We start from the raw sequence: 12,954 nt of genomic DNA on the forward strand, positions 1-12,954 counted from the left end.
GCTGCTTCGTCGCAACCTCGCCGGCTCAGCGCTACCAAACGCTCTGTCTATCACTTCACCTAGCAAAGCATCGAACATGTCCACACCGCCGAAGATCATCTACACCCTGACTGACGAAGCGCCTGCTCTGGCGACCTACTCGCTGCTGCCGATCGTCAAGGCGTTCACGCGCTCGTCCGACGTGATCGTTGAAACGCGCGACATTTCGCTGGCCGGCCGGATCATCGCTGCATTTCCCGACTACCTGAGCGCGGAACAGAAGGGTTCCGACGATCTGGCGGAGCTGGGTGCACTCACCACGCGTCCGGAAGCGAACATCATCAAGCTGCCGAACATCAGCGCGTCGGTGCCGCAACTGAAGGCCGCGATCACGGAACTGCGCGATCAGGGCTACAAGCTGCCGGCGTACCCGGACGTCGCAACGACCGACGCCGAAAAAGACGTCAAGGCTCGCTACGACAAGATCAAGGGCAGCGCGGTCAACCCGGTGCTGCGCGAAGGCAATTCGGACCGTCGCGCGCCGCTGTCGGTCAAGAACTACGCACGCAAGCATCCGCACAAGATGGGCGCGTGGAGCGCGGACTCGAAGTCGCACGTTTCGCACATGAGTGGCGGTGACTTCTACGGCAGCGAAAAATCGGCGCTGATCGCAGCGGCCGGCGCTGTGAAGATCGAACTGACGGCCGCGGACGGCTCGAAGACGGTTCTGAAGGAAAAGACGCCGGTGCAAGCGGGCGAGATCATCGACGCTTCGGTGCTGTCGAAGAACGCGCTGCGCAGCTTCATCGAAGCGGAAATCGCCGACGCGAAGGCGAAGGGCGTGCTGTTCTCGGTGCACCTGAAGGCCACCATGATGAAGGTGTCGGATCCGATCATCTTCGGTCACGTGGTGTCGGTGTTCTACAAAGACGTGCTCGCCAAGCACGCGGACGTGCTGGCGAAGGCCGGCTTCAACCCGAACAACGGTATCGGCGACCTGTACGCGCGCCTGAAAGACCTGCCGGCTGAAACGGTTGCCGCGATCGAAGCCGACATCAAGGCGCAATACGCAGAGCGCCCGCCGCTGGCCATGGTCAATTCGGACAAGGGCATTACCAGCCTGCACGTGCCGAGCGACGTGATCGTCGACGCGTCCATGCCGGCCATGATTCGCGAGTCGGGCAAGATGTGGGGTGCGGATGGCGCGCTGCACGACGCCAAGGCCGTGATTCCGGACCGTTGCTACGCGGACGTTTATCAGGCGGTGATTGAAGACTGCAAGAAGCACGGCGCGTTCGACCCGGTCACGATGGGCACGGTGCCCAACGTCGGCCTGATGGCGCAAGCCGCCGAGGAATACGGTTCACACGACAAGACGTTCCAGATTCCGGCCAACGGCGTGGTTCGCGTGACGGACGCAGCCGGCACGGTGTTGCTCGAGCAGCCGGTGGAAGCGGGCGACATCTGGCGCATGTGCCAGACCAAAGACGCGCCGGTGCAGGACTGGGTCAAGCTCGCGGTGAACCGCGCTCGCGCCTCCAACACGCCTGCCGTGTTCTGGCTGGATGCAGCGCGCGCGCACGACGCCCAGATCATCAAGAAGGTCGAGCACTACCTGAAGGACCACGACACCAGCGGTCTGGACATTCGCATCATGACGCCGGTCGAAGCGACGAAGTTCTCGGTCGAGCGCATCCGCGCCGGCAAGGACACGATTTCGGTCACCGGCAACGTGCTGCGCGACTACCTGACCGACCTGTTCCCGATTATGGAACTGGGCACCAGCGCGAAGATGCTGTCGATCGTTCCGCTGATGGCAGGTGGCGGCATGTTCGAGACAGGCGCGGGTGGTTCGGCGCCGAAGCACGTGCAGCAACTGGTCGAAGAAGGTTTCCTGCGTTGGGATTCGCTGGGTGAATTCCTGGCGTTGGCCGCGTCGCTCGAACATCTGAGCGGCGCGTATCACAACCCGAAGGCGCAGGTTCTGGCCAAGACGCTCGATCAGGCAACCGGCAAGTTCCTCGACAACGACAAGTCGCCGGCGCGCAAGGTTGGCGGTATCGACAACCGCGGCAGCCACTTCTACCTCGCGCTGTACTGGGCGGAAGCTCTGGCCGCGCAAACCGAAGATGCGGCGCTGCAGGCGCAGTTCGCCGGCGTGGCGAAGGCACTGGCCGAGAACGAAGCGAAGATCGTCGAGGAGTTGGGTGCTGCGCAGGGCAAGCCGGTGGACATCGGCGGTTACTATCGCCCGAACGTCGAACTGACGAGCAAGGCTATGCGCCCGAGCGCCACGCTGAACAAGATCGTGGACGCGGTTGCTTGATGCACTGAAGAAACGTGCTGTACTGAAGTAGGCGGTAAGCATGACGATGGCGCTCTCGAGCGCCATCGTCATTTTTGTTTCCACGTGAGTCGCCGCCATAACTGCCATCACACGTGAACGATTTCCCAATCGCTGAGCTTCTCGGGAATTTCGAGCGTCGCTGTGTCGTCGCCTTCCGAGAGATGCGGGCAGATCAAGCCGCGTGCGAGGTCGTCGGCGGCCTGTTGCGGGCTGGCAAACTCGCCGAGCGTTTCGTTGCCGTAGGTTGCTTCCCAGCCGTCCTGTCCCGGCAAAATGTAGAACGCGCCTTGATTCGAACCAAAACGAAAGCCTTTCATTTTTAGTCTCCCAATTGCCAATTAAAAACGCCAATTAAAAACCGCGGTGCCGTGGCGGCTTCGTGCGAGAGGTTGGGGACCGTCAGACAGTGTTTCCGTCTCGTCCAACTCACTCGGCTACTGAAGCGCCGGCTCTTGTAAAAGAGTCTACGTCAGCAGGCAGTGGCGCAAGGGGTTGTTAGATGCTTCGTTCGAGTAAAAAATTGTGTTTAAAAATAAAGGCTTATCGTCTTTGTTCCACGATGTGCAACGTGGGGCGACATTGCGAAATGCCGGATTTGTGCCACGCACCACGATTTTTTACGAAGCAATCGATCGTTCCACATCGTGAAATTTTCGAGGGTTTAAGTGCGGTCGTTCTATTCGAGGCAGGATCGCAAGCGGCCGACGCGTCGGCACGATCCGCTTAGCCGGCAAGCCGGCGCAGGAAATCGAGCATTACACGATTGAATTGCGCCGGCCGTTGCAGCGGGGCGAAGTGACTCACGCCGGGCAATAGAATCAGCTCCGCGCCGGGAATGGTGCGGGCGAGGTATGCGGCGTGTTCCGGCTTGATGAACTCGTCGTGTTCGCTTTGCACGATGGCGACCGGCACACGGACTCGGGCCAGATCGTCGGCGCGGTAGTTGGGCTCGGTTTTCATCATCGTGCTGACGGCGGAGACGAATGCTTCGAAGTCGTCCGGTGTCGCCGATAGCTGCGCGTAGTCTTTTGCGTGGCGGCTGAAGCAGCGCTCGATCGTAGGCGTCGGCACAAATGGCTTCGTGCCGCTCGGGTCCATGTTGCAGCCGAAGAAAAACACGCCCGCCACGCGCTCCGGGGCGGTGATGCCCAATACCATCGCGACGCAGGCGCCGTCGCTCCAGCCCACCAGCGCCGCGCGATCGAGCCGCAAGGCGTCCATGACGGCGAGCACGTCCGAGGCCATCAGTTCGTAGCGGTAGGGCCGTGCGTCGCGGGTGCTGCGACCGTGGCCGCGACTGTCGACGACCACCACGCGATGCCCTGCGCCGAGCAGCGCCGGAAGCTGGTAGCCCCAATTGCCGCTATGCCCGAGACCACCGTGCAGCAGAATCACTGGCGCGCCGGTGCCATACGACGCGTACCAGATGCGCGCGCCTTCGTGCTCGACGTAGGCTTCTTCGTTCGGGACCGGCAGCGGCGCGGCGCCAGCGGCTTCGAAGTGTTCGAGGTCGTCGTCGTGCGATTTGCTGGTGGGTTCCATCGCTGTCGTCTCCGGTGTGTCGAGCGCCTTACTCTGGTCCCATGCGCTCGTTGCGGTTTCACGCAACAAGGTTGCCTGGAGGATTCGCTAGGTTGCCAGCGTTCCGGACAGCGATCAACGCATCTACGAGTTTTTGTGTCCAGTGGGTTTGCGCAACGTCGGTGCACTAAAAAGCAAAACCCGGCGCAAAGGCCGGGTTCCGTTCTATCGCCGCACTGGCGTTAACACATCTATCACTGCATCCCGGACGACTCGTAATTCACATCCGACACCACGCCATTCGGATCGATCGTCACGATCAGATCGCGCTTGGAGAACTTGAGGTTGAACGCCGAGCCGCTCGTCGTGTGGTACGCATAAACGAGGGCTTGGCCCTTCTTGTCCTTGATGATCGGATACACCGCATAGCCGGCGGGTCTGCCCAGCAACGCGATAACCTCGTCGCGGGTGGTCTTGCCTTTGACGATGGTCGAGCGTTTCGACGCGTCGAAGGAACTGGCGTCGTCCTTGAACGTGGAGACGAATACGTTCGACACCATCACGTCCTTCCAGAAGCCCAATTCCAGCGAACGCGCCGGTATCACGCCGGTTTCCAGCGGCGTGCCGCCAGTCGACGCATACGCATAGGAAAGCAGCGTCACGTCTTCTTCGTTCTTGGTGACGGTGCTCTGGCGAAACGGGCTACCGTATTTTGCTCGCGCCTCGGCAACGGTCGTTTTGCCGTTTTGCAAAGCCGAGTCATCAGGACGGACGAAGTTCGTCCCGGCGCAGCCACTCAGCACGCCGACCAGAGCAGCACTCAGGCAAATCATTGAAATCTTGTTCATCAGGTCCCCGAAGACATCGTAATAAGGCGTGCACGTGGCACTGTTTTGATTGCTCCTCTATCTAGTAAACTGCGGGTCATTTAGATTCCGAGCTTATCGAACGCGTTATTTCCCGACGCGCGAGCGGTTTTCTTATCCCTCGAACTCGCGCGAAGCCGATATTAGCGTGAGCACGTGGAATTAAATCAGACGATTAATGGCGATAATCGGGCGCTGTTTGAAAATGAAAGGTAAAGCGCATATTGCGCGCTGTTCAATCCTCGCCGAGTTTCTCGATCAGCATTGAAACGAAGGTCTCCGTCACCGGCGGCAAAGTGCGGCCGCGCTTCTTGATGAGCGCGATAGGCCGGGTGAACGCGGGATCGTCGACCGCGCGCACGATCAGATCCGGCTCCGCTCTGACTTCGCGGGCCGACGCCGGCAGGATCGTCACGCCGAGCCCGGCGCGCGCCATCGCGACAGCGGTCATCATGTAGGTGGGCTCGCACGCAATCTCCGGCGTGCAGCGGGCGTTCGCGAAAGCGCTGTCGACAACGGCCCGCACGCTTGTGCCCTGTGCGGTCAACACGAGCGGCACGGCGGCGAGATCGGCGAGTGTGATGCGCCGCCGCCGGGCCAGCGCATGGCGCTTCGGAAATACCGCAACCAGCCGGTCGATGCCCGCATGCATCACCTCGAACGCGGCATCGTCCAGCTGGCCGCCCGTCAGCCCGATATCCGCCTCTTCATTGCGCACGAGCGTATTGACCATGCTGGCGACCACGTCGCGCACATGAAAGCTCACGCGCGGCACGGCCTTCTTGAGGTCCTGTACGAGTTCAGGCAGCACGCTGGCCGCGAACGTTGGCAGGCACGCGATCCGCACCGTGCCGCTCGCGCCTTCGCCGAGCGAGCGTGCGTCGATCAGCACGTGTTCCATGTCATGCAGCGATTTCTGCAGGAGCGGCAGCAATTCGCGGCCGGTCGGCGTCAGCGCGACGTTTCGACTGTTGCGGTCGAAGAGGCGCATGCCGACCGTTTCTTCAAGCCGGCGAATTTGCACCGTCAGCGCCGGTTGCGACAGATGCAGCCGCGTCGCCGCTCGCGTGAAGCTGCCCGTTTGCGCCACGGCGATAAACGCGCGAATGTCCCGAAGATTCAGATCCATGATGGTTTGTAATTGCTGCGATCAAATCATTTCAATTGATTTATAAGCGCTTCGAACTTACGCTGGATCGCAGTAAAAAACAATCTCGGAGACAAGCACATGCTGCCATTACTGGGGCTCGCCACCATCGTCGTATTGCTCGGCGCGATTCTGTCCAAACGTATGTCGCCGCTGGTCGCGCTCATCATCGTGCCGATTGCGGCGTCGCTCGTTGGCGGCTTCGGCTTTCAGACCAGCAAGTTCGTGATCGACGGGCTCAAGAGTCTCGCGCCGGTCGTCGGCATGTTCGTATTCGCGATTCTTTACTTCGGCACGATCACCGACGCCGGCACGCTCGATCCGATCATCGACCGCATTTTGCGCGCGGTCGGCACGCGGCCCACGCGGATCGTAATGGGCACCACGCTGCTTGCGCTGCTGATCCATCTGGACGGCTCCGGCGCCGTCTGCTTTCTGGTCACGATTCCCGCCATGCTGCCGCTCTACGATCGCCTGAAGATGGATCGGCGCGTGCTGGCCGCGGCGGTTTCAATGGCTGCCGGCATCAACTTCCTGCCGTGGACGGGCCCGATGATTCGCGCGTCCGCGTCGCTGCATCTGCCGATCTCGGCGCTCTTCAATCCGCTGATTCCTGTGCAGGCAATCGGCCTCGTGTTCGTGTTCGGCATGGCGTTCTGGCTCGGTCGGCGCGAGGAAAAACGCCTCGGCCTCACGGCCGCGGACGGTTCAGTGCCCATGCCGAAACGCGAACTCACTCCCGAAGAACAGGCGCTGCGCCGGCCAAAGAACTTCTGGTTCAACATCGTGCTGACGCTGGTGGTGCTCGGCACCATGGTCGTGATGGGCGAGAAGATCCCGCCGGCGATCATGTTCATGGTCGGCCTGTGCATCGCGCTGATGGTGAACTATCCGAACGTCGACATGCAGCGCAAACGGATCGACGCCCATGCGCGAGCCGCGTTGATGATGGCCGGCATTCTGCTCGCAGCCGGCGTGTTCACCGGCGTGATGCAAGGCAGCGGCATGCTGAAGGCGATGGCGCAGGCGGCGGTCGGTTTCGTACCGCCGGCGATGGCCAGTCATATTCCCGTGGCGCTCGGCTTGCTCTCGATGCCGCTCAGCATGTTGTTCGATCCCGACTCGTTCTATTTCGGCGTGCTGCCGGTGATCGCAGAAGTAGCCGGCCAGCTCGGCGTGCCCGCGGTGCACGTCGGCCAGGCCGCGTTGCTCGGCCAGATGACCACGGGCTTTCCGGTGAGCCCGCTGACACCCGCCACCTTCCTCGTGGTGGGCCTGTGCGGCATCGATCTCGCCGACCATCAGAAATTCACGTTCCCCTTGCTGTTCGGCGCGTCGGTCGTCATGACGATTGCCTGCGTCGCGCTGGGGATATTCTCACTGTGAGCTTCACTGAACGAACGGATGTGACCAGCATGACAGCCACTCAATCTCAACGCAGCGTGCGCGTCGGCGCGGGCGCGGGTTATTCGGGCGACCGGATCGAACCCGCCGTCGAACTGGCGGAGCACGGCGCGCTCGATTACCTCGTCTTCGAGTGCCTCGCGGAACGCACGATTGCGATCGCGCAGCAGGCACGCAGCAAGAACCCGGAGCTCGGCTACGACCCGTTGCTCGAAACGCGCATGCGGGCCGTGCTACCGGCCGCGCTGCGCAACGGCGTGCGCATCATTTCGAACATGGGGGCGGCGAATCCCCTCGCGGCGGCGCGCAAGACCGCGGAGATCGCGCGCGAGCTCGGTCTCGGCGAGGTGAAGATCGCGGCGGTCACCGGTGACGATGTGCTCGACGTCGTGCGCCAGGGCGATTTCTGTTTCGTCGAATCCGGAGAACGTGTGTCGGACTATCAGGACCGGCTGGTGTCCGCGAACGCCTATCTCGGCGCGAGCGCGATCGTCGATGCGCTCGCCGCCGGCGCGCAGATCGTGCTGACCGGACGCGTGGCCGATCCGTCGCTGTTCGTCGCACCGCTGATTCACGAATTCGGCTGGCGCATGGACGACTGGCAGACGCTTGGCCAGGCGACTGTGATCGGCCATCTGCTCGAATGCGCGGGGCAGATCACCGGCGGCTATTTCGCGGATCCGGGCTTCAAGGATGTGCCTGAACTGGCGAGGCTAGGCTTCCCGATTGCCGAAGTCGGGCAGGACGGCGCGGTGGTCATCACCAAGCTCGCGCAAGCCGGCGGGCGAGTCACGGAAGCGACCTGCAAGGAACAGCTGCTGTACGAGATTCACGATCCGCAGCGCTATCTGCAACCGGACGTGGTCGCGGATTTCTCCCAGGTGCGCGTCGCGCAGGAAGCGCCGGATCGCGTTCGCGTGAGCGGCGGGCGAGGCACGCCGCGTACGGATACGTTGAAGGTGTCCGTAGCTTATTTCGATGGTTATATCGGCGAAGGGCAGATTTCGTACGGCGGTCCCGGTGCGTTGGCGCGCGCGCGGCTCGCACTCGATATCGTGCGGGAACGGCTCGTGTTGACCGGCGTGGAGACGCGTGAATTGCGCTTCGATCTGATCGGCGTGAACTCGTTGCATGGCGAGACGCCGGCTGCCGGTTATGCCGAACCGTACGAGGTGCGTGCAAGAGTGGCGGGGCGCACGGCCTCGCTTGCGCAAGCCGTACGGATCGGCAACGAGGTGGAGACGCTTTACACCAATGGTCCCGCAGGCGGAGGCGGTGTCACGAAGTCGGCCCGCGAAGTCGTCGCGGTGCAATCGGTTTTGCTGCCGCGCGAGCATGTGAAGCCGGCGTTTTCGATGGTGGAGGCGTGAGATGAAATTACGTGAGCTGGCTCATTCGCGTACCGGCGACAAAGGCAATACGCTGAACATCTCGGTGATCTGCTACGACGCGAAGAACTACGAGCACCTACGCGCCGTGCTGACCCCGGAACGGGTCAAAGTGCATCTGCGCGATGTCGTGCAAGGCGACGTGGTGCGTCATGAACTGCCCGGTATCGGCGCGTTCAACTTCGTGCTCGGCCATGCGCTCGGCGGCGGCGTGACGCGCTCGCTCGCACTCGACGCGCACGGCAAGTCGCTGAGCTCGGCGTTGATGGATCTCGATGTCGGGGCGCCTGCTTCGTAGATCGCTCATTCGTTGCGGCCGCCTTCTGACTGGCGGCTCAATCAGCTCAATCGGCTCAATCACCCGCTTTGCTCAGTTCGTGAGCGCGACGCAGCCGTTCGCGGCTATTGCTCAAATGCATGCGCATGGCGGCGCGCGCGTCGTCCGGGTCTTGCCGTTCGATTGCGCGATAGATCATCTGATGCTCGTTCAACACGTTGCGCAGATGCTCGATATGGTCGAGTTCCGCGATCTCCGCCGTGCCGAGCCGCGTACGCGGGCTCACCGCGCGGCCGAGTTGGCTCAGCACGTCGAAAAAATAGCGGTTGCCGCTCGCGCGGGCGATCTGCAAATGAAACTCGATGTCGTGCGCGACCGTATCGCTGCTGCCGCGCTCGAGTTCGGACTCGAAGCGGTCCAGTGCGCCGCGGATCTGCTTGAGGTTCTGGTCGGTGCGCCGCGCCGCGGCGAGCGCGGCGGAGGCAGCCTCGACATCGATGCGGAATTCGATGATCGCCATGACGTCCAGCATGCTGGAGAGGTCGGCGGTCGGCAGCTTCATGGCTTGTTCCGACGGCGGCACCAGCACGAAGGTGCCGATGCCGTGACGCGTCTCGACCACCTGGGCCGCTTGCAGGCGCGAAATCGCCTCACGCACCACGGAGCGGCTGACCGAGAGCTGCTTCATCATCGCGACTTCGGTGGGAATGCGATCGCCCGGCCTCAGGGCGCCGCGGCGAATTTCATCGGAAAGGGTGGCCACCACCTTCTCAGTTAGGCTGCTCATTTCTGGGGCTGGTCGGTTGTTCGGCTGGAAATGCACACATCGCGCGTGCGAATGGTGTCGTGTGTCGCCTCGGTATAGCCATCATAGCGGTTGTCCGGCCGGGAACGATTTCAATCGCGCGCTCGGGATGGTTGGCGGAAAAGAGGTGTCAGGGTTGGTTTGATCGGAAGTATATGTTCGCTATTTTACAGTCATCAGACATCCTAGTTCGATTGTCGAAATGGTTGCCGGCGCGCGCCGTGCGCAATGATACGCAGATGGGCCGCAGTTCTGCAGGGTAAACACGGCATTGGAATAGCGCACGAAACAACGGTAGACTGTCATCAGACGACGTATCACAGAGTTGGGTGCGAAAAATCGGCGTGCCTAAATGCGCTGCGTTGCATTGATTTGCCTGCATGACAGCCGAAACTGGAGACAATCTTGACATCTGCCCTCACCACCGCCGCCGACCCGCTCGGATCAGCGGTCTCCAAGGTCAAGCGGCACGTGCTGCCGCTGTTTCTGATCATGTTCATCGCGAACTACATCGACCGCGTGAACATCGGCTTCGTCAATTCCCACATGCAGACGGACCTCGGCATTGGCGCCGCGGCCTACGGTCTCGGGAGCGGTTTGTTCTTTATCGGCTACGCGCTGTTCGAGGTGCCCTCGAACGTGTTGATGCAGAAGTACGGTGCGCGCGCGTGGCTCACCCGCATCATGGGTACGTGGGGACTCGTCGCGGCAGCGATGGCGTTCGTCTGGAACGACACCTCGTTCTACGTGCTGCGGTTTCTGCTTGGCATCGCCGAGGCCGGCTTCTTTCCCGGCGTGGTCTTTTACTTCACGCAATGGCTGCCGCAGAAGGAACGCGGCAAGGCGGTGGCGGTTTTTCTCGGCGGCTCGGCGCTCGCGTCTGTGTTGTCCGGTCCGATCACCGGCAGCCTGCTGTCCATTCGTGGCTTCGGCTTGCACGGCTGGCAATGGATGTTTCTCGTCGAAGGCGGCTTTTCGATCGTGCTGTGCGCGGTGAGCTGGATGCTGCTGAAGTCGCGTATCAGCGATGCCTCGTGGCTCTCCGCCGAAGAACAGAACGTGCTCGCCACGTCGATCGCGGCGGAGCAGGCGGAGCGCGAGGCGCACGGCGGCGCGCATCTTCCGGCCATGAAGCTGTTGAAGGACCCGCAGATTCTGCTGTTCTGTTTCCTGTACTTCGCGATTCAACTGACCATCTACGCGGCCACCTTCTGGCTGCCCACCATCATTCGCAAAATGGGCGGCCTGTCCGACTTCGAAGTCGGCATGCTCAACGCGATTCCCTGGCTCATTGCCATGGTCGCGATGTACTGCTTCGCCCTGTTGTCGGCGAAATGGCGCTTTCAGCAGGCGTGGCTGGCCGTGGCGCTCGTCATCGCGGCGTGCGGGCTGTTCGCTTCGACTTCTGGCAATCCGGTGCTGTCGTTCGTGGCGATCTGTTTCTCGGCGATCGGCTTCAAGGCAGCGGCTTCGCTGTTCTGGCCGATCCCGCAGGGTTATCTGGATGCACGCGTGGCCGCCGCGGTCATTGCGCTGATCAACTCGGTGGGCAACCTCGGCGGATTTTTCGCGCCAGCCGCGTTCGGTTATCTGCAGCAGCACACCGGTTCGATCACGGGTGGACTGTACGGTCTGGCCGTGGCTTCGCTGATTGCGGCAGCGGCTGGCTTTCTGACCCGCAATCGCCGTGTGAATCACGACCCGTTGCCGGAATCGCTGCGGCATCGAGCCCACTGACTACACTGACTAACAGCGTCGCCGATCATGCGTCACGCACTTTCCAGTTTCCGTCCGGTGCCCGTGCCGAGTGCGATCGCACTGCGCCTCGCCTTGCGGCACCCGGCTCATTAACTCATCTGGTCCAACCTCATGTCCACGAAACCTTCCCAATCGAACGCCACGCCCGTCGTCACCGAACTGCGCGTCGTGCCTGTCGCCGGCCGTGACAGCATGTTGCTCAATCTGAGCGGCGCGCATGGCCCGTTCTTCACGCGCAACATCGTCATTCTGCGCGATAGCGCCGGGCATACCGGCGTGGGCGAAGTGCCGGGCGGCGAAAGTATTCGCAAGACCATCGACGACGCGCGCGCGCTCGTCGTCGGTCAGTCGATCGGCAATTTGCAAGCAGTCTTGAACAAGGTGCGCACGCAATTCGCCGACCGCGACGCCGGCGGCCGCGGTTTGCAGACGTTCGATCTGCGTACCACGATTCATGCGGTGACCGCGCTCGAAGCCGCGTTGCTTGATCTGCTCGGCCAGCATCTGGGCGTACCCGTTGCCGCGTTGCTAGGCGAAGGCCAGCAACGCGACGAAGTCGAAATGCTCGGCTACCTGTTCTATATCGGTGACCGCAAGAAGACCGATCTGGAATATGCGAGCGGCGAGCAGGGCCGCGACGACTGGGAGCGCGTGCGAACCGAAGAGGCGATGACGCCCGAGGCCGTCGTGCGCCTGGCCGAAGCCGCGCAGGCGCGCTACGGCTTCAACGACTTCAAGCTGAAGGGCGGCGTGTTGTCCGGCGACGCCGAAATCGAAGCCGTCACCGCGCTCGCCGAGCGCTTTCCCAAGGCCCGCGTGACGCTCGACCCGAACGGCGCGTGGTCCTTGGCGGAAGCGGTGCGCCTGTGCCGCGACCAGCACGACGTGCTCGCCTATGCGGAAGATCCGTGCGGCGCGGAAAACGGTTATTCGGGCCGCGAGGTGATGGCCGAGTTCCGCCGCGCGACCGGCTTGCCGACGGCGACCAATATGATCGCCACCGACTGGCGCCAGATGGGCCACGCGATCCAGTTGCAATCCGTGGACATTCCGCTAGCCGATCCGCACTTCTGGACCATGCAGGGCTCAGTGCGCGTCGCGCAGATGTGCAACGACTGGGGTCTCACGTGGGGTTCGCACTCGAACAACCACTTCGACATTTCGCTCGCCATGTTCACGCATGTGGCGGCGGCCGCGCCCGGCAAGATCACGGCGATCGACACGCACTGGATCTGGCAGGACGGTCAGCGTTTGACGCGTGAGCCGCTGCAGATCGTCGGCGGCAAGGTCAGGGTGCCGCAGGCCGCGGGGCTCGGTATCGAGCTGGACATGGACGAGATCGAGAAGGCGCACGCGCTGTATCAGCAGCACGGCCTGGGCGCGCGCGACGACGGCGTGGCCATGCAATACCTGATCCCGAACTGGAAGTTCGATAACAAGCGCCCGTGCCTGGTGCGCTAAC

11 protein-coding genes are annotated in these 12,954 nt (G+C 62.3%); 6 read left to right on the top strand and 5 right to left on the bottom strand.

The window, feature by feature from the left end; genetic code table 11:
* Positions 1 to 76: 76 nt before the first annotated feature.
* Complete coding sequence (locus BLW71_RS31235) at positions 77 to 2,305, top strand: NADP-dependent isocitrate dehydrogenase (RefSeq protein WP_091806360.1); 2,229 nt, start codon at positions 77 to 79, stop codon at positions 2,303 to 2,305.
* A gap of 107 nt (positions 2,306 to 2,412) precedes the next feature.
* Here the strand turns inward: BLW71_RS31235 and BLW71_RS31240 are convergent, their stop codons facing one another.
* The 4 genes from BLW71_RS31240 to BLW71_RS31255 form a co-directional block, all read right to left on the bottom strand.
* Complete coding sequence (locus BLW71_RS31240) at positions 2,413 to 2,643, bottom strand: hypothetical protein (RefSeq protein ID WP_091806363.1); 231 nt, start codon at positions 2,641 to 2,643, stop codon at positions 2,413 to 2,415.
* A 406-nt stretch (positions 2,644 to 3,049) separates the two neighbouring features.
* On the bottom strand, positions 3,050 to 3,868 hold the full coding sequence (locus tag BLW71_RS31245) for an alpha/beta fold hydrolase (protein ID WP_091806367.1): 819 nt from the start codon (positions 3,866 to 3,868) through the stop codon (positions 3,050 to 3,052).
* Between the two features lie 233 nt (positions 3,869 to 4,101).
* Complete coding sequence (locus tag BLW71_RS31250; RefSeq protein WP_091806370.1) at positions 4,102 to 4,695, bottom strand: hypothetical protein; 594 nt, start codon at positions 4,693 to 4,695, stop codon at positions 4,102 to 4,104.
* Between the two features lie 253 nt (positions 4,696 to 4,948).
* Positions 4,949 to 5,842: a LysR family transcriptional regulator gene (locus BLW71_RS31255; RefSeq protein WP_091806373.1), complete on the bottom strand. Its 894-nt coding sequence runs from the start codon at positions 5,840 to 5,842 to the stop codon at positions 4,949 to 4,951.
* A 99-nt stretch (positions 5,843 to 5,941) separates the two neighbouring features.
* On the opposite strand from BLW71_RS31255, the gene BLW71_RS31260 reads away from it, so the two are divergent.
* Genes BLW71_RS31260 through BLW71_RS31270 form a run of 3 tightly spaced genes read left to right on the top strand, consistent with a single transcriptional unit; the run spans position 5,942 to position 8,950 of the window.
* Positions 5,942 to 7,246, top strand: a complete 1,305-nt coding sequence (locus BLW71_RS31260; protein WP_091806376.1) for a CitMHS family transporter — start codon at positions 5,942 to 5,944, stop codon at positions 7,244 to 7,246.
* 29 nt (positions 7,247 to 7,275) lie between these two features.
* Entirely contained in the window at positions 7,276 to 8,634 is a 1,359-nt protein-coding gene (locus tag BLW71_RS31265) for an acyclic terpene utilization AtuA family protein (RefSeq protein WP_091806380.1), read from the top strand.
* A gap of 1 nt (position 8,635) precedes the next feature.
* The gene (locus tag BLW71_RS31270) at positions 8,636 to 8,950 is read left to right on the top strand and encodes an AtuA-related protein (RefSeq protein ID WP_091806385.1); all 315 of its coding nucleotides are present in this window, start codon (positions 8,636 to 8,638) and stop codon (positions 8,948 to 8,950) included.
* Between the two features lie 55 nt (positions 8,951 to 9,005).
* Here BLW71_RS31270 and BLW71_RS31275 read toward each other — a convergent pair whose 3' ends face one another.
* A complete protein-coding gene (locus BLW71_RS31275) occupies positions 9,006 to 9,716 on the bottom strand; it encodes a FadR/GntR family transcriptional regulator (protein ID WP_091806389.1) in 711 nt (236 codons plus the stop codon).
* 423 nt (positions 9,717 to 10,139) lie between these two features.
* On the opposite strand from BLW71_RS31275, the gene BLW71_RS31280 reads away from it, so the two are divergent.
* Both BLW71_RS31280 and gudD read left to right on the top strand, forming a co-directional pair.
* Positions 10,140 to 11,471, top strand: coding sequence for an MFS transporter (locus BLW71_RS31280; RefSeq protein WP_091806392.1), 1,332 nt, complete (start codon positions 10,140 to 10,142; stop codon positions 11,469 to 11,471).
* Between the two features lie 132 nt (positions 11,472 to 11,603).
* Positions 11,604 to 12,953: a glucarate dehydratase gene (gene gudD, locus BLW71_RS31285; RefSeq protein WP_091806395.1), complete on the top strand. Its 1,350-nt coding sequence runs from the start codon at positions 11,604 to 11,606 to the stop codon at positions 12,951 to 12,953.
* Position 12,954: the final 1 nt, after the last annotated feature.

It is taken from the genome of Burkholderia sp. WP9 (assembly GCF_900104795.1).
GTDB lineage: Bacteria > Pseudomonadota > Gammaproteobacteria > Burkholderiales > Burkholderiaceae > Paraburkholderia.

Bases quoted from the DNA above. Each gene is read 5' to 3' on its own strand.
- BLW71_RS31250 (WP_091806370.1), bottom strand. From the start codon at position 4,695: ATGAACAAGATTTCAATGATTTGCCTGAGTGCTGCTCTGGTCGGCGTG.
- BLW71_RS31265 (WP_091806380.1), top strand. From the start codon at position 7,276: ATGACAGCCACTCAATCTCAACGCAGCGTGCGCGTCGGCGCGGGCGCG.
- BLW71_RS31275 (WP_091806389.1), bottom strand. From the start codon at position 9,716: ATGAGCAGCCTAACTGAGAAGGTGGTGGCCACCCTTTCCGATGAAATT.
- gudD (WP_091806395.1), top strand. From the start codon at position 11,604: ATGTCCACGAAACCTTCCCAATCGAACGCCACGCCCGTCGTCACCGAA.
- BLW71_RS31240 (WP_091806363.1), bottom strand. From the start codon at position 2,643: ATGAAAGGCTTTCGTTTTGGTTCGAATCAAGGCGCGTTCTACATTTTG.
- BLW71_RS31235 (WP_091806360.1), top strand. From the start codon at position 77: ATGTCCACACCGCCGAAGATCATCTACACCCTGACTGACGAAGCGCCT.
- BLW71_RS31270 (WP_091806385.1), top strand. From the start codon at position 8,636: ATGAAATTACGTGAGCTGGCTCATTCGCGTACCGGCGACAAAGGCAAT.
- BLW71_RS31245 (WP_091806367.1), bottom strand. From the start codon at position 3,868: ATGGAACCCACCAGCAAATCGCACGACGACGACCTCGAACACTTCGAA.
- BLW71_RS31260 (WP_091806376.1), top strand. From the start codon at position 5,942: ATGCTGCCATTACTGGGGCTCGCCACCATCGTCGTATTGCTCGGCGCG.
- BLW71_RS31255 (WP_091806373.1), bottom strand. From the start codon at position 5,842: ATGGATCTGAATCTTCGGGACATTCGCGCGTTTATCGCCGTGGCGCAA.